The sequence below is a fragment of the Streptomyces sp. NPDC001056 genome (genome assembly GCF_053598955.1).
The window spans coordinates 132,173-147,109 of the sequence record NZ_JBSFLI010000003.1; the positions used below are offsets into that span (position 1 = coordinate 132,173).

Below are 14,937 nucleotides of genomic sequence, written 5' to 3' on the forward strand. Positions count from 1 at the left end.
GGGCTAGGAGACGCGGGGGAAGCGGGCCTGCAGGGTCCAGATCGCCGGGTTCTCGCCCAGGTCCTCGTGGAGGTCGACGAGGTCGGCGACCAGGTCCTGGAGGAAGTCCCGCGCCTCCCGGCGCAGTTCGGCATGGGAGAAGGCGAGCGGGGCCTCGTCCGACGGCTGCCAGTCGGCGGTGATGTCGACCCAGCCGAAGCGGCGCTCGAAGAGCATCCGGTCACTGGACTCGGTGAAGTCCAGCTCCGCCCGCTGCGGACGGGCGGCGCGGGAGCCCATCGGGTCCCGGTCGAGCCGCTCCACGATGTCGCACAGCGCCCACGCGAAGTCCAGCACCGGCACCCATCCCCAGGCCGTGGACAGCTCATGGTCCGTCTTGGTGTCCGCGAGGTACACGTCCCCGCAGAACAGGTCGTGCCGCAGCGCGTGGACGTCCGCGCGGCGGTAGTCGGTCTGCGGGGGGTCCGGGAACCGGTTGGAGAGGGCGTAGCCGATGTCGAGCACCTACCGATGGTGTCACGGCGCCGCGCGGGAGCCGCCGCCTGCTCCGATCCGCCTCCGCCTAAGATCGCTGACATGTCCAGATCCGTACGCTTGGCGCCGGCCGTCGCGGCGGCGTTGGCGCTCGCGCTCACCGGTACCGGGTGCGGGGGCGGGGTGCGCGGCACGCCGGGTGGCCCGGGGCTGCGCGACCCGTACTTCCCGAAGGCGGGCAACGGCGGGTACGACGTCGGCCACTACGCCCTCACCCTGGACTACACCCCCGCCACCCGCCACCTCACCGGTACGGCGGTCATCACGGCCCGCGCGACCAAGGACCTGTCCGCGTTCGACCTGGACCTCGCCGGGCTGCGCGTGGACTCGGTCGAGGTCGACGGCCGGGACGCCCGCTACAACCGGGCCGGGCAGGAACTCACCGTCCGGCCGCACGACGATCTGCGCGAGGGCCGTACCTTCCGTACGACCGTCCGCTACTCCGGCGTCCCGGGGACCCTCACCGATCCCGACGGCTCCGTGGAGGGCTGGCTGCCCACGGCCGACGGCGCGCTCGGTCTCGGTGAGCCGGTCGGGTCCATGGCGTGGTTCCCCGGCAACCACCACCCGTCCGACAAGGCCTCGTACGACATCGCCATCACCGTCCCGCGGGGCCTCCAGGCCGTCTCCAACGGGGAGCCGAGGGGTCAGTCCACCCGCGGCGGCCGTACGACGTACCGCTGGCACACCGCCCAGCCCATGGCCGGCTACCTCGCCATGGTCGCCATCGGGCACTTCGACATCACCCGGTCCAAGGGCCCCGGCGGGCTGCCCGTCCTCACCGCGGTCGACCCCACGCAGACCGCGTCGAGCGCGCGCGTCCTCGCGAGACTGCCCGAGATCGTCAAGTGGGAGGAGGACACCTTCGGGCCGTACCCCTTCTCCTCCGTCGGCGCCGTCATCGACCGCCCGGACGACGTCGGCTACGCCCTGGAGACCCAGAACCGCCCGGTCTTCCCCGGCACCCCCGAGCTCGGCACGCTCGTCCACGAACTCGCCCACCAGTGGTACGGCGACTGCGTCACCCCCAGGTCCTGGCGGGACATGTGGCTCAACGAGGGCTTCGCCACGTACGCCCAGTGGCTGTGGGACGAGGACCACGGCGGCGACACGGCCGAGCAGACCTTCCTGTCCTACTACCGCGCCCATGACGACGCCCTCTGGGCCTTCCCCCCGGCGTCCCCCTCGAACGCCGCCCACATCTCCGCGACCCCGGTCTACGAACGCGGCGCGATGGTCCTCCACAAGATCCGCCAGAAGGTGGGCGACGAGGCCTTCTTCGCCCTCCTGCGCGCCTGGCCGGCCTCCCACCGCTACGGCAACGCGAGCACCGCCGACTTCACGGCATGGGTGCAACGACGTTTCCCCGGCAAGGACTTCGGCGAGATCTGGAAGGACTGGCTCTACGGGGACGGCAGACCGGCGCATCCGTGAACCCGTGCGCCGCCGAGGACGTGTTCCCGCCCTTCCCCGCTTCTCGCCGGGGAAGGGCGGGTCGGCGGTCCGTCAGACGTTGACGCCGAAGTCCTGGGCGATGCCGACCAGACCCGAGGCGTAGCCCTGGCCGACGGCGCGGAACTTCCACTCCGCGCCGTTGCGGTACAGCTCCCCGAAGATCATGGCCGTCTCGGTGGCGGCGTCCTCGGAGAGGTCGTAGCGGGCGATCTCCGCGCCGCCCGCCTGGTTGACGATGCGGATGTAGGCGTTGCGCACCTGGCCGAAGTTCTGGCCGCGGTTCTCCGCGTCGTAGATGGAGACCGGGAAGACGATCTTTTCGATGTCGGCCGGGAGGCCGGCCAGGTTGACGTTGATCGCCTCGTCGTCGCCCGCGCCCTCGCCCGTGCGGTTGTCGCCGGTGTGCACGATGGTGCTGTCCGGGGTCTGCTTGTTGTTGAAGAAGACGAAGTGGGCGTCCGAGTGGACCCTGCCCTGCGCGTTGACCGCGATGGCGGAGGCGTCCAGGTCGAAGTCCGTGCCCGTGGTGGTGCGGACGTCCCAGCCGAGGCCCACGGTGACGGCCGCCAGGCCCGGAGCCTCCTTGGAGAGCGAGACGTTGCCACCCTTGGACAGGCTTACAGCCATGTTGGGAGTCCCTTCCTAGTTTTCGCTGTGCGTGCCGACGAAGCTACCGTCACCCGGGAGAACGACGAGGGGGGTCCTGGTGGTTCCGCACCGCTTTACCTTTTTTACCGACGCTTCCTCACCGATGCCTCTTCCCGGCGGTTTCCCGGCGGCATCCCGCCGATCCGGAAATCCAGGTGACGCGACCGCCCGGGGCCGGGAACATGGAAGGCATGTCCGGTCCTCACGTCATCCGCGGCTCCGTCTCCCTTCCCGAGGCCGAGCTGATGTGGCGTTTCTCCAGATCGTCGGGGCCCGGCGGGCAGCACGTGAACACCAGTGACTCCCAGGTGGAGCTGCGCTTCGACCTCGCGGCGACCGAGGCGCTGCCGCCGGTGTGGAAGGAGCGGGCCCTGGAGCGGCTGGCCGGCCGGCTCGTCGACGGGGTGGTGACCGTACGGGCGTCCGAGCACCGCTCCCAGTGGCGCAACCGCGAGGCCGCCGCCGTACGTCTCGCGGCCCTCCTCGCGGAGGCCAGCGCACCCCCGCCCAAGCCCCGCAAGCCCACCCGGATACCGCGGGGGATCAACGAGCGCCGGCTGCGGGAGAAGAAGCAGCGCGCCGAGACCAAGCGCGGGCGCACGGGACGGGACTGGGGCTAGCGGGCCCGGCACGCGCCCGCGCCCGCCGGATCACCCCAGCGCCAGTACCCCCACCGTCTGCCCCCCGCTCGTCTCCCCGTTCTTCCTGAACCCCAGCCGGAGATAGAAGTCCTCGGGCCCGTCCGCCCCCGGATGCCAGGTGACGTACAGCTCGGAGCCGCCCCGGCGACGGATCTCCGAGCCGACGGCGGCGACCGCGAAGCGTCCGTACCCCCGCCCCTGCTCGCCCGCCGCGATGTTCAGCCGCCACAGCCCCGACCGGCGCACGCTTCCGTCGCCGTACCAGTCGATGTCGAGGAAGGCCATGAGGAACCCGACCGGCCGTGAGCCGTCGAGGATCAGCCGTGGCCAGGCCACCCCCGCGGGGTGGACGAACGCCTCGGCCAGCGACCGTTCCACCGGCTCGACCGCGTGTTCCTGGTCGGGCCGGACGCGGATGCCGATCGCCGCCTCGAAGGTGCGGGGTGTGATCTCTTCCAGGTGCAGTGTCATCCGCGCACCTTAGGCGGCGATTTCGGTACGCCACCACGGAAAGAGAAGGGAAACTCAGCCCAACTGCCGGTACCGGCCCCGGAAATACATCAGCGGCCCGCCCTCCGCGCTCGGCACCCGGGCCGTCAGCACCCGGCCGATGACGAGCGTGTGGTCCCCCGCCGCCACCCGCTGCTCGGTCCGGCACTCCAGCATCGCGAGCGCGCCGCCGACCAGCGGGGCGTTCGTGACCTCGCCGCGGGCGTACGCGATGTCCTCGAACAGGAGCCGGTCGCTGATGCGGCCCTTCATGGCGAAGCGCCCCGCGACGTGCCGCTGGCTCTCGGCGAGCACCGACACGGCCCACAGCGGCTGTTCGGCGAGCAGGTCGTCCATGCGCGAGCCGTTCCGCAGGCTGACCAGCACCAGCGGCGGGTCCAGGGAGACCGACATGAAGGCCGTCGCGGTCATGCCGACGTCCTCCGCGCCCGGCGCGTCCGGGTCGTCCGGGACGAGCGGCGGTTCCTGCGCGGTGACCAGGACCACACCGGAGGAGAGGCGGGACATCGCGGCCCGGAACTCGTCGTTGCTCACCCCCTCAGCATGCCCGGAAGCGGCGACGGCGGTGGGGGAAGGCGTCTTCAGCACGCCGGAAACGCTAGTCTGCGCCCTGTGCACCCCGCATCGGGCCTCCGTCCGAGCCGGGTCCTAGGACCAGCGGCGGACAGCGGGCGCGCAACGGCAGAGCCGGCATTCGGTGAACGCCGGGAAAACGCGGAATCCCCGCCCAATTGTTCACGTTTTGCTGTGACTTGAGTCACAAGGGGCATGAATTGTTGACCCTGTGTACCGGGTGGGCAGCGCGCTGTGATTCAGTGGCTGGGAAACTGCTGGAGAACCACGAGGCGCCGAAGACAACGACCCTTGATTCGCTGCGAGGTCTCGGGGGGAGGGCGAGCATGGAGACCGAGTCGGAACCCTACGTCCGTCTTGCGTCCCTGCGTCAGCTGCACCAGGTCATGGCCGACATGAACACGGCGCGCAGCCTGGCGGACACCTTGCAGTGCGTCGCCGACGGCGCGGTCAACGCCCTCGGGTACGAGATGGCGGCGGTGAACCTCGTACGCCCCGACGGCGACCTGGTCGTCGCGGCCTTCTCCGGCAACTCCGCCGCCGAGGCCCTGATCACCGGCCGGGTCGGCTCCCGCGACGCCTGGGAACGGCGCCTCGGCATGGGCGAATGCTGGGGCGACCTCGTCTTCATACCGCACACCGAGGGCTGGGTGCTGGACGACGACGACGTGCCCCAGTGGTTCACGGACGGTCCCGCGCCCCGCTTCGAGGACGAGTGGCACCCCTCCGACCGGCTCTTCGCGCCCATGTACACCCCGGGCGTGCCCGGCGGCTCCCGCGGTGAACTGCTCGGCGTCATATCCGTGGACCGCCCGCGCAACGGCCGGCTGCCCGGCGCCTGGGGCCGCGAGGCCCTCCAGATGTACGCCTTCCAGGCCGCCATCGCGATCAGCAACGCCCGGTTGCGCTCCAACATGCAGCGCGCCCTGGTCCGCCTGGAGCGCGAGCAGCAGGCGCTGCGGGCGAGCGAGGAGAGCTTCCGGCAGGCGTTCGAGTACGCGCCGTCCGGCATGGCCATCGCCGAGTTGGGCGGCGAACAGCACGGCCGCATCCTGCGCACCAACGACGCCCTGTGCCGGCTGCTCGGCCGCCCGGCCTCCGCGATGCGCCGCTACGCCTTCTCCGACCTGGTCCATCCCGAGGACATCGGCACCCTGCTGCGCACCTCCGCGGAGGGCGGCCGCGCGGAACTCCGGCTCGGCCGCCGCGACGGCAGCTACGTCTGGGTGTCGCTGCGCAACAGCGTGGTCGCGGACGCGGCCGACGGGCCCCGCTTCCTGCTCACGCACGTCGAGGACATCGAGGAGCGCAAGCGCCGCGAGCTCCAGCTCGCCCACCGCGCCTCGCACGACTCGCTGACCGGCCTGCCGAACTCCGCCGAGCTGCGCTCGCGGCTCGCCGCCCGGCTGTGCCGCCGCCCCGCGCACGCCCTGGAGTCCCTGGACGCGGCCTACGGCCATCCCTCGGCCTTCGACGGCCCCACCGGGCACGGCTTCGACTTCGCGCCGGGCGCGGAGACGTACGACGGCTACGACCACCATGTGCACACCGTCGCCCCCGAGGGCGAGCAGGACGACGGCGCCAAGGGCCTCGCGGTGCTCTTCTGCGACCTGGACGGCTTCAAGTCGATCAACGACCGGTTCGGGCACAACGCGGGCGACGCCGTGCTGATCGAGGTCGCCCGGCGGCTGTCCCAGGGGGTGCGCGACGGCGACACGGTGGCCCGGCTCGGTGGCGACGAGTTCGTGATCCTCGCCGACGGGCTCGGCCGCGCCGACGCCCAGGACCTGGCGGTACGGCTGCGCAACGAGATCATCCAGCCGATCCGGACCGAGGGCAGGGCGGTCCGGGTGGGCGCGAGCTTCGGCATCGGCTGGGCGCACTGCGGCATGACGGCCGACGAAGTGCTGAAGTCGGCTGACGAGCGGATGTACGTAGAGAAACGATCTCGTCCCAAACAGCATCGGCGTGCGGGATGAACCGCAGGTCAGCCGGTTGATGCGGTCTGCATCACCCCGTTCGGCACAACCGGAGCGGGTAGGCTCGTCTTTCCAGCCATGACCGCATCCGTTCGCACCTGTTGAGGAGTACCAAGGGATGACGCCCGGCGACAACGGCGCGAGCACGCCCGAGGAAGACGACCCGTTCGGCTATCTGTACGCAGACGGCCAGGCCAGAGGAGCGCAGCCGCCGTCCGGTGGTTACGGCTACCCGAACTCGGTCAGCAGGGTGCGCACGGTCGGGGAGCGTCAGTACGGCCAGCAGCAGCCGCCCTACGTTCCGCAGCAGGGCGCCTACGGCCAGCCGAACGCGCACTACCAGGCCCCGGAGACCCTGCCCGGCGGCACGCCGCCCGGCCGCCCTCCGGCCCCCCGGTCCGGCCCCGGTCGCGGCGGGCCCAACACCAAGGGCCTGCTGATCGGCGCGATCGCGGTGGTCGCCGCGGTGGTCATCGGCATCGGCATCGCGATGATCAACGGCAACTCGGACGACGACAAGTCCGGCGACCAGGCGGGCACGACCCCGACCCAGCAGCAGTCGACGGCGCCGACCCCGACGGGCAGCAGCTCGGCCGGCGGCGCACTGCCGAAGGTCGACGCGGCGGACAGCTCCGTGCAGCTGGCGGGCGGCACCGCGGTGGCCATGGACGTCAAGGGCTCGCGGGCCGCGGGCGGCAAGTACGTGGGTGGCCTGAACCAGGTCGGCGCCTCCGTCACCTGGAGCGTGGACGTCCCCTCGGACGGCCCCTACACCCTCTTCACCGGGTACAGCGCGACCGGCGAGGACCAGTCGATGACGGTCACCGTCAACGGCAAGGGGTTCGGCAGCAAGCTCGGGCTGAAGAACTGGCGCCACGCCGCCGACAACGACTTCGCCCAGGGCTGGACCCGCTCCTACGTGTGGCCCACGCTCAAGAAGGGCAACAACACCATCTCCATCTCCTGCCAGCCGGGCGACAAGTGCAACATCCTGCTGGACCAGCTGTGGCTGAAGGCGGGCCGGGTCACCGGCTGAGCCGTCCGTGGCTCATCGGCTCTCCTCCGGCGCTTCGAGCGCCGTGACCCGGCCCAGCGGCTCCTCGTATGTCTCCCGGTCGAACTCGCCCGCGGCGGCTGCCCGGACGGTGGCTGCCGACAGGGCGGCCGCGCGGGTGAGGCGGGTCGGTCATGGGAGTCGGTCCAGCAGGCCGGCGCCGGCCGAGTCGCCGGCGCCGGTGGGGTTGCCGGTCAGCCGGGTCGGGGTGGCGGCGCGCCAGCGGCCCTCTGGGGTGGACGCCAGGAGGCCGTCCGGGCCCAGGGAGGCCACGACCGTGTGGGCGCCCCGGCGGACCGCGCGCCGCGTGGGTCGATGATCGTCAGTCATAAGTGAGTCGGTTTTAAGCCGCGGTGACCTCACTTGTCACCGCCACCCGCCCCCGCAGCTCCTCGTACACCGCTCGGTCGAACTCGCCGGCGCCCGGGGCCTGGACGGTCGCTGCCGACAAGGCGACTGCGCAGGCCAGGCGGTCCGGCCACGGGAGCTTCTCAACGAGCCCCGACAGAAGGCCGGCTACCGCCGAGTCGCCCGCGCCCGTCGGGTTGCCGTGGAGGGTGATGGGTGGGGCGGCGTGCCAGCGGCCCTCGGGGCTGACGGCCAGCAGGCCCTGCGCGCCCAGGGAGGCCACCACCGTGTGGGCGCCCCGGCGGCGGGCGTCCTGGGTGGCGCGCAAGGGCTCGTGGGAGCCGGTGAGTTCGGCCAGCTCGTCGGCGTTGGGCTTGATGATGTCGGGGCGGGCCGCCACCCCGCGGCGCAGCGGCTCGCCGCTGGTGTCCAGCAGGACCGGCACGCCGCAGGACCGCGCGCCGCGCACCAGGTTCGCGTACGCCCCCACCGGCACCCCCGGCGGCAGGCTGCCGCACAGGGCCACCGCCGAGGCGCCGGGCAGGAGTTCGTCGTAGCGGTCCAGGAAGGCGCCCCACTCGGCGGGCGTGATCTGCGGGCCCGGCTCGTTCAACTGCGTGGTGTCACCGGAGCGTTCGTCCACCACCGCGACGGTGCGCCGGGTCGCCCCCGCCACCGGGACCAGCGCGTCCGTCAGCCCCGCGGTCCCGGCGAGCCGCTCCCGTACCGCCCGGCCCGTGCCGCCGCCCGCGAACCCGGTGACCGTCACCTCGTGCCCGAGCGCGGCCAGCACCCGGGCCACGTTGACGCCTTTGCCGCCCGGCCGCTCGATGACCTCCGAGACCCGGTGCGAGGCGTGCGGGCGCAGGGACCGCACCGCATAGGTGATGTCGAGAGCGGTGTTCAGCGTGACCGTGAGGATCACCCGGGCTGCCTCCCTCGAAGTACCTGGCGCCGCCGCCCGTCGCCGCGTCGCCGGGCCCCGATCATGCCAAACGGACGGGGGCCGGCCCAGTCGCGGGGCGCCGCCACCTCAGGGAAAAGCCGGGCGTATCAGCCCAGTTGGGGATCGACCACCCACTCGCCCCGCCGCATCACGCCCTTCACGTCGAACTCGGCGTCCAGCAGCACCAGGTCCGCGTCCTTGCCGGGCTCCAGGGAGCCGACGCGGTCCGAAAGGCCCAGCAGGCGGGCCGGGTTGGCGGACAGGGCCTTCACCGCGTCCTCGACCGGCAGCCGGTCCACCGTCACCGCCCGCTTGAACGCCCGGTCCAGCGTCAGCGTGGAGCCCGCGATCGAACCGCCCTCCACCAGCCGCGCCACCCCCTCGCTGACCTCCACCTCCAGCGGGCCCAGCATGTAGCGGCCGTCGCCGATCCCGGCCGCGTCCATCGCGTCCGTGATGAACGCCACCCGGTCCGCGCCCGCGTGGTGGAAGGCCAGCTCCAGTGCGGCCGGGTGCAGATGCGTGCCGTCGTTGATCAGCTCGACCGTCACCCGCTCGTCCTCGAGCAGCGCCGCGACCGGGCCGGGGGCGCGGTGGCCGAGGGCGGGCATCGCGTTGAAGAGGTGCGTGGCGACCGTGGCGCCCGCGTCGATGGCCTCCACCGTCTGCTCGTACGTCGCGTCCGTGTGCCCGACCGCCGCGATCACCCCGTGCTCGGCGAGCAGCCGCACCGAGTCGATGCCGCCGGGCAGTTCGGCGGCGAGCGTGAGCATCCGGGCCTGTCCGCGCGCCGCGTCGATCAGCTTGCGCACCTCGGCCGGCTCCGGGTCGCGCAGCAGCGCCTCGGAGTGGGCGCCCTTGCGGCACGGCGAGATGAACGGCCCCTCGAAGTGGATCCCCGCGATCTCGCCCTGCTCGGCCAGCTCGCTGAGCAGCCCCGCCTGGTGTGCCAGCAGGTCCGTCTCGTCGGTGACCGTGGAGGCGACGAGGGTGGTGGTGCCGTGCTCGCGGTGGGTGCGGACGGCGGTGAGGATCTGCTCGGCGGTGCCGGAGAAGGAGGCTCCGCCGCCGCCGTGGTTGTGGAGGTCGACGAAGCCGGGGACGAGCCAGTGGCCGGTCACGTCGACGGTCCGGGCACCGGCCGGCGCGGTGCCGGTGATGCGCGTGCCGTCCACGGCCAGCCGGCCGTTCTTCACCGTTCCGGTGGGGAGGACCACGTTCGCGCCGGTGAGTACCTGCGGGTTCGTGGCTCCTCTTGGACTGGCCATCAGGTGTCTACCTCCGGAGTAGAAGTGATCGTCAAGAGATCCCGTGCCAGCAGCCCCGCGCCCAGGCAACCCGCGGTGTCACCGAGGGCGGCGGGGACGACGGAGGGCAGTTTCTGGAAGGTCACCCGGCGCCGGACGGCGTCCCGCAGGGGCTGGAACAACACTTCCCCGGCCTCGGCGAGTCCGCCACCGATGATCAGCGTCCGCGGGTCCAGCAGGGTGAGCGCGGTGACGAGCCCGTCGGCGAGCGCGTCCACCGCCTCCCGCCAGACCCGCCGGGCCGCGGGATCGCCGGCCGCGACGGCCCGCGCGCAGTCGGCGGCGTCCGCGTCCGGGTTCCCGCCGGCCGCCGCCCAGGCCTCGCTGACGGCGGCCGCGGAGGCGTACCGCTCCAGACAGCCGCGCTGCCCGCACGGACAGGGCGCGCCCCCGGGTCGTACGACGACATGGCCGATCTCGCCCGCGAAGCCGTGCGCTCCGGACTCCACCCGGCCGTCGATCCCGATGGCGCCCGCGATGCCGGTGCCGAGCGGCACGAACAGAAAGCGGTCCGCGCCCCGGCCCGCCCCGATCCGGCCCTCGGCGAGTCCGCCCGCGCGCACGTCGTGGCCGAGCGCCACGGGCACCCCGAGCCGCTCGGCGAGCAGATCCCGCAGCGGTACGTCCTTCCAGCCGAGGTTGGCGGCGTAGACGGCGGTGCCGTGCTCCTCGTCGACGATGCCCGGGACCGCGATGCCGGCGGCGGCCGGGGTCCCGTGGTGCTCGGCGCCGTACGCGTACAGCTCGGCGGCGAAGTCGAGGATGCCCGCGACCACCGCGTCGGGGCCGCGCTCGCGGCCGGTGGCGCGGCGGGCGCGGTGCAGCAGGGCGCCGTCGTCCCCGACGAGGGCGGCCTTCATCCCGGTACCGCCCACGTCCAGGGCGATGACATGTCTCACGGGGGACAGTGTGGCCCGCTGACCCGTGAGAGGTCTAGTCCACTCACGTGGTGTAGACCTTAGACGTTCATCTCATGAATCGTTCGAACAGCAGGGTTGGGACTTTGACGGTGCGTCGGCGTACGGCAGGAATGATCGCGATGGTGTCCGCCATGGGCATGACCGCGCTCCTCGGCGGCTGCGGGAGCACGGGCTCCTCCGACGTGACCCTCAGACTCGTGGCCGCGGACTACGGCGACTCGGCGGCGAACAGCTCGCAGAAGTACTGGGACTCGCTGGTCAAGGAGTACGAGACGACACACCCGGGCGTGCGGGTCCAGGTCAGCGTGTACTCCTGGAACGACGTCGACCGCAAGGTCAAGGAGATGGTGGACGCCGGCCACGCGCCGGACATGGCCCAGATCGGCGCCTACGCCGACTACGCGGCCGCGGGCAAGCTGTACGCGGCCTCCGACCTGCTCTCCATCCGCACCCAGGCGGACTTCCTCTCCCAGCTGTCCGACGCCGGCCAGTGGAACCACACGCAGTACGGCATCCCCTTCGCCGCGTCCACCCGGGTGCTCTTCTACAACAAGACGCTCTTCGCGAGCGCCGGCCTCACCCCGCCGACCAGCTGGGACGAGCTGGCCGCGGACGCGGAGGCGCTCAAGGCGAAGGGGGTGCGGTACCCCTTCGCGCTGCCGCTCGGGCCCGAGGAGGCGCAGGCCGAGACGATGCAGTGGATGCTCAGCGGTGGCAACGGCGGGTCCGGGGGCACGGGCTACACCGACGACATCGGCACCTACACCATCGACTCCGAGCAGAACGTGCGGACCTTCGACTGGCTCAAGGACGACCTCGTCGGCAAGGGGCTGACCGGGCCGGTGCCGCCGGGGAAGCTGAACCGGGCGAAGGCGTTCGCGGCGTTCGCCGACGGCCAGGTCGGCATGGTCAACGGGCATCCCACGCTGATCCAGCAGGCCGAGGAGAAGGGCGTGCGGTTCGGCATGGTGCCGACGCCGAGCCGGACCGGGCGGGCGAGGGCGTCGATGGGGGTGTCCGACTGGATGATGGCGTTCAAGCAGAACGGCCACGCCGACCAGACCGGCGACTTCCTGAACTTCGTCTACAGCGAGAAGAACGTCCTCGACTTCTCCCGCGCCTACGGCCTCCTGCCGGTCACCACCTCCGCGTCCAACGCCATGAGCGCGTCGGACGCGGCGTCCGACAAGGCCCTGCACCCCTTCCTCGACCAGCTGGCCACGAGCGAGCTGTACCCGGCGGGCAAGACCTCCTGGGCGTCGGTCAGCGCGGCCGTGAAGCAGAACATCGGCCAGGCGGTCGCCCCCGGCGGCAACCCCGCGGCCGTCCTCACCCGCCTCCAGGCCACGGCCATGGCCGCGGACAGCGCCGCGAGCACCGGCTGAGCGCTACGGTTTCCCCCATGGAACTGGGCGAGCGCGAGAAGGCCATCCTCGCACTGGAACGCCGGCCCTTCCCGGGCCCCGGCGCGAAGGAACGCGCCATCCGCGAGGACCTCCACCTCTCCCCGGTCCGCTACTACCAACTGCTCAACGCCCTCCTCGACGACGAACGCGCCCTCTCCCACGATCCGGTCACGGTGAACCGCCTGCGCCGGATCCGGGAGACGCGTCGGTCGGAGCGCTGAGCCGAGCCTCCGCGCCGGCGGGGCCGGGTGGCGGGTGGGCGGTCCGGGGCCGGGGCAGCGCGCCAGGCGTGACGGACGCCCCCGCTGGATAGTGTTCGGTACATGGACCCTCTGCCGACCCCCACCACCCAGGCCGGCCGGGACGGACTCGCCGCGCTGCTCGCCGACCCCGCCGCCGCGGTGATCGGCCTGGACTTCGACGGCACCCTCGCCCCCATCGTGGCCGACCCCGAGCAGGCCCGCGCCCACCCCGACGCCGTGGCCGCGCTCACCGCCCTCGCCCCCAAGGTCGCCCACGTCGCCGTGATCACCGGCCGGCCCGCCGACGTCGCGGTCCGCTACGGCGGCTTCGCCGGGGTCCCCGGCCTCGCCCACCTCACCGTCCTCGGCCACTACGGCGCCGAACGCTGGGACGCCGCCACCGGCACCGTCACCGCCCCCGCCCCCCACCCCGGCGTCGCCGCCGTCCGCGCCGAGCTGCCGGGCCTGCTGGAACGGGCCGGCGCCTGGCAGGGCACCTGGATCGAGGAGAAGGGCCGCGCCGTCGCGGTGCACACCCGCCGCGCCGAGGACCCCCAGGCCGCGTACGACGCCCTGCGCGCCCCCCTCACCGACCTCGCCGCCCGCCACGGGCTGATCGTGGAACCCGGCCGGATGGTCCTGGAACTGCGCCCACCGGGCATGGACAAGGGCGTCGCGCTGAGCAAGTACCTCCGCGAGACCGGCGCCGCCTGCGTGCTCTACGCCGGCGACGACCTCGGCGACCTCCCCGCCTACGCCGCCGTCGACAAACTCCGCTCCGAGGGCACCCCCGGCCTCCTCGTGTGCAGCGGCAGCACGGAGGTCACCGAGCTGGCCGAGAAGGCGGACCTGGTGGTCGACGGTCCCGAGGGCGTCGTACGGCTGCTCACCGCGCTGGCGGCTCAGCTGGACTGATCGTCCAGCGCGTGCAGCTGGTCCAGGAACCACGTGGCCGGCGGCAGCGCCGTACCCGCCGCGGCCAGCCGCTTCGAGCGCTCCGCGCGTTCCGCCGCCGGCATGCTCAGCGCCGCGTGCAGGGCGTCGGCCGTGCCCGTGACGTCGTACGGGTTCACCACCACCGCGTCCTCGCCCATCTCCTCGCACGCCCCCGCCTCCCGCGACAGCACCAGCACGCATCCCTCGTCGGAGACGACCGGCACCTCCTTGGCGACCAGGTTCATGCCGTCCCGGATCGGGTTGACGAGGGCCACGTCGGCGAGCCGGTACGCGGCCAGGGAGCGGGCGAAGTCGTCCTTCACATGGAGCACCACAGGGGTCCAACCGGGCGTTCCGTAACGCGAGTTGATCTCGTCGGCCACCCGCCGCACCGCCGCCGTGTAGTCCCGGTACACGGCGAGGTCCTGCCGGGAGGGGTACGCGAACGCGACGTGCACGACCCGCTCCCGCCACTCCGGACGCGCGTCCAGCAGCTGCCGGTACGCCAGCAGCCCGCGCACGATGTTCTTGGACAGCTCGGTGCGGTCGACGCGGACGATGCTCCGGCGGCCCTCGCCGATCTCCGCGCGCAGCGCCGCCATCCACTCGTCCACGTCGGCGCGCCGGGACCGCTCGCGCAGGAAGTCGGCGTCCGCGCCGAGCCCGTGCACCCCGATCCGCGTCCCGGCGGGAATCCCGGGCCCCAGCACCGCGTGGCAGCACTCGGTGAACGCGTCCGCCCAGCGCCGGGTGAGGAACGCCGCCCGGTCCGCGCCGAGGATGCCGGTCAGCAGCTCCGCCGCGATGTCGTCCGGCAGCAGCCGGAAGTACTCCGCCGGCGCCCACGGCGTGTGCGAGAAGTGGCCGATGCGCAGATCGGGCCGGAGCCGGCGGAGCATCCGCGGGGCGAGCGCCAGGTGGTAGTCCTGGATCAGCACCGCCGCCCCCTCGCCCGCCTCCTCGGCCAGCGCCTCGGCGAACGCCCGGTTGTAGGCCCGGTACGCCTCCCACTGCCGCCGGAACTCCGCGTCGAAGACGGGTTCGAGCGGCGTCTGGTACAGCATGTGGTGCACGAACCAGAGCACCGAGTTGGCGATGCCGTTGTATGCGTCGGCGAAGACCTCCGCGTCGATGCCGAGCATCCGCACCCGCTGCCCGCCGGTGTCCTCCTGCGGCAGCAGCCCGCCGTCGGCGCGCCGGACGGCCGCCCGGTCGCCGTCGCCCAGCGCGGCGCACACCCACACCGCGTTCGTCTCCGGGCCGATGGCCGACAGGCCCGAGACCAGCCCGCCGCCGCCCCGTTTGGCGCGCAGCGAGCCGTCCTCGCCCGTCTCGTACGAAACCGGGCCGCGATTCGACGCGACCAGCACCTCAGCACCGTGCGTGGAAGCCATGGTCCAGAACCTAGCCCGGCCCGGAATCACTCAAACCCGCGGAC

Annotated in this window: 15 protein-coding genes and 1 pseudogene; 7 read left to right on the top strand and 9 right to left on the bottom strand. The window is 72.7% G+C overall.

Annotation, left to right across the window (positions count from 1 at the left end; translation table 11 throughout):
- Positions 1 to 3: 3 nt before the first annotated feature.
- A complete protein-coding gene (locus ACWDD7_RS05345; RefSeq protein ID WP_450456436.1) occupies positions 4 to 504 on the bottom strand; it encodes a hypothetical protein in 501 nt (166 codons plus the stop codon).
- 72 nt (positions 505 to 576) lie between these two features.
- Between ACWDD7_RS05345 and ACWDD7_RS05350 the strand changes: the two genes are divergently transcribed.
- Entirely contained in the window at positions 577 to 1,968 is a 1,392-nt protein-coding gene (locus tag ACWDD7_RS05350) for a M1 family metallopeptidase (RefSeq protein WP_450456437.1), read from the top strand.
- A 72-nt stretch (positions 1,969 to 2,040) separates the two neighbouring features.
- Here the strand turns inward: ACWDD7_RS05350 and ACWDD7_RS05355 are convergent, their stop codons facing one another.
- Positions 2,041 to 2,616 (bottom strand): TerD family protein, encoded by a 576-nt coding sequence (locus ACWDD7_RS05355; RefSeq protein ID WP_351866679.1) that lies wholly within the window; start codon positions 2,614 to 2,616, stop codon positions 2,041 to 2,043.
- Between the two features lie 203 nt (positions 2,617 to 2,819).
- On the opposite strand from ACWDD7_RS05355, the gene arfB reads away from it, so the two are divergent.
- On the top strand, positions 2,820 to 3,257 hold the full coding sequence (arfB, locus tag ACWDD7_RS05360) for an alternative ribosome rescue aminoacyl-tRNA hydrolase ArfB (RefSeq protein ID WP_351866717.1): 438 nt from the start codon (positions 2,820 to 2,822) through the stop codon (positions 3,255 to 3,257).
- Positions 3,258 to 3,287: 30 nt separating this feature from the next.
- On the opposite strand, the gene ACWDD7_RS05365 is transcribed toward arfB, so the two are convergent.
- Together ACWDD7_RS05365 and ACWDD7_RS05370 are read right to left on the bottom strand one after the other, a co-directional pair.
- A complete protein-coding gene (locus tag ACWDD7_RS05365) occupies positions 3,288 to 3,749 on the bottom strand; it encodes a GNAT family N-acetyltransferase (protein ID WP_351866676.1) in 462 nt (153 codons plus the stop codon).
- 54 nt (positions 3,750 to 3,803) lie between these two features.
- Entirely contained in the window at positions 3,804 to 4,376 is a 573-nt protein-coding gene (locus ACWDD7_RS05370) for a flavin reductase family protein (protein WP_450456438.1), read from the bottom strand.
- 311 nt (positions 4,377 to 4,687) lie between these two features.
- Between ACWDD7_RS05370 and cdgB the strand changes: the two genes are divergently transcribed.
- Complete coding sequence (cdgB, locus tag ACWDD7_RS05375) at positions 4,688 to 6,340, top strand: diguanylate cyclase CdgB (protein WP_450456439.1); 1,653 nt, start codon at positions 4,688 to 4,690, stop codon at positions 6,338 to 6,340.
- Between the two features lie 118 nt (positions 6,341 to 6,458).
- A complete protein-coding gene (locus tag ACWDD7_RS05380; RefSeq protein ID WP_351866667.1) occupies positions 6,459 to 7,376 on the top strand; it encodes a carbohydrate-binding protein in 918 nt (305 codons plus the stop codon).
- 12 nt (positions 7,377 to 7,388) lie between these two features.
- Here ACWDD7_RS05380 and ACWDD7_RS05385 read toward each other — a convergent pair.
- The 4 genes and pseudogenes from ACWDD7_RS05385 to ACWDD7_RS05400 form a co-directional block, all read right to left on the bottom strand.
- Positions 7,389 to 7,724, bottom strand: a pseudogene (locus tag ACWDD7_RS05385) (PfkB family carbohydrate kinase); the annotation flags it as partial.
- A gap of 13 nt (positions 7,725 to 7,737) precedes the next feature.
- On the bottom strand, positions 7,738 to 8,667 hold the full coding sequence (locus tag ACWDD7_RS05390) for a 1-phosphofructokinase family hexose kinase (RefSeq protein WP_450456440.1): 930 nt from the start codon (positions 8,665 to 8,667) through the stop codon (positions 7,738 to 7,740).
- Positions 8,668 to 8,795: 128 nt separating this feature from the next.
- Complete coding sequence (gene nagA / locus ACWDD7_RS05395) at positions 8,796 to 9,956, bottom strand: N-acetylglucosamine-6-phosphate deacetylase (protein ID WP_351866663.1); 1,161 nt, start codon at positions 9,954 to 9,956, stop codon at positions 8,796 to 8,798.
- Entirely contained in the window at positions 9,956 to 10,894 is a 939-nt protein-coding gene (locus ACWDD7_RS05400) for an ROK family protein (RefSeq protein WP_351866661.1), read from the bottom strand. Before ACWDD7_RS05400 ends, nagA begins: the two co-directional genes overlap by 1 nt.
- A gap of 140 nt (positions 10,895 to 11,034) precedes the next feature.
- Between ACWDD7_RS05400 and ACWDD7_RS05405 the strand changes: the two genes are divergently transcribed.
- From ACWDD7_RS05405 to otsB, 3 genes are all read left to right on the top strand, one after another.
- Positions 11,035 to 12,300 carry an ABC transporter substrate-binding protein gene (locus tag ACWDD7_RS05405; RefSeq protein ID WP_450456441.1) on the top strand — a complete coding sequence of 422 codons (1,266 nt, stop codon included), beginning with the start codon at positions 11,035 to 11,037 and terminating at the stop codon, positions 12,298 to 12,300.
- Positions 12,301 to 12,317: 17 nt separating this feature from the next.
- Positions 12,318 to 12,542: a DUF3263 domain-containing protein gene (locus ACWDD7_RS05410; protein ID WP_351866657.1), complete on the top strand. Its 225-nt coding sequence runs from the start codon at positions 12,318 to 12,320 to the stop codon at positions 12,540 to 12,542.
- A 102-nt stretch (positions 12,543 to 12,644) separates the two neighbouring features.
- A complete protein-coding gene (gene otsB / locus ACWDD7_RS05415) occupies positions 12,645 to 13,478 on the top strand; it encodes a trehalose-phosphatase (protein ID WP_450456442.1) in 834 nt (277 codons plus the stop codon).
- On the opposite strand, the gene ACWDD7_RS05420 is transcribed toward otsB, so the two are convergent.
- Entirely contained in the window at positions 13,466 to 14,893 is a 1,428-nt protein-coding gene (locus ACWDD7_RS05420) for an alpha,alpha-trehalose-phosphate synthase (UDP-forming) (protein WP_450456443.1), read from the bottom strand. The genes otsB and ACWDD7_RS05420 overlap by 13 nt on opposite strands.
- Between the last annotated feature and the right edge of the window lie 44 nt (positions 14,894 to 14,937).

Bases quoted from the DNA above. Each gene is read 5' to 3' on its own strand.
- ACWDD7_RS05350 (WP_450456437.1), top strand. From the start codon at position 577: ATGTCCAGATCCGTACGCTTGGCGCCGGCCGTCGCGGCGGCGTTGGCG.
- ACWDD7_RS05355 (WP_351866679.1), bottom strand. From the start codon at position 2,616: ATGGCTGTAAGCCTGTCCAAGGGTGGCAACGTCTCGCTCTCCAAGGAG.
- arfB (WP_351866717.1), top strand. From the start codon at position 2,820: ATGGAAGGCATGTCCGGTCCTCACGTCATCCGCGGCTCCGTCTCCCTT.
- ACWDD7_RS05365 (WP_351866676.1), bottom strand. From the start codon at position 3,749: ATGACACTGCACCTGGAAGAGATCACACCCCGCACCTTCGAGGCGGCG.
- cdgB (WP_450456439.1), top strand. From the start codon at position 4,688: ATGGAGACCGAGTCGGAACCCTACGTCCGTCTTGCGTCCCTGCGTCAG.
- ACWDD7_RS05380 (WP_351866667.1), top strand. From the start codon at position 6,459: ATGACGCCCGGCGACAACGGCGCGAGCACGCCCGAGGAAGACGACCCG.
- nagA (WP_351866663.1), bottom strand. From the start codon at position 9,956: ATGGCCAGTCCAAGAGGAGCCACGAACCCGCAGGTACTCACCGGCGCG.
- ACWDD7_RS05405 (WP_450456441.1), top strand. From the start codon at position 11,035: ATGGTGTCCGCCATGGGCATGACCGCGCTCCTCGGCGGCTGCGGGAGC.
- ACWDD7_RS05410 (WP_351866657.1), top strand. From the start codon at position 12,318: ATGGAACTGGGCGAGCGCGAGAAGGCCATCCTCGCACTGGAACGCCGG.
- otsB (WP_450456442.1), top strand. From the start codon at position 12,645: ATGGACCCTCTGCCGACCCCCACCACCCAGGCCGGCCGGGACGGACTC.
- ACWDD7_RS05420 (WP_450456443.1), bottom strand. From the start codon at position 14,893: ATGGCTTCCACGCACGGTGCTGAGGTGCTGGTCGCGTCGAATCGCGGC.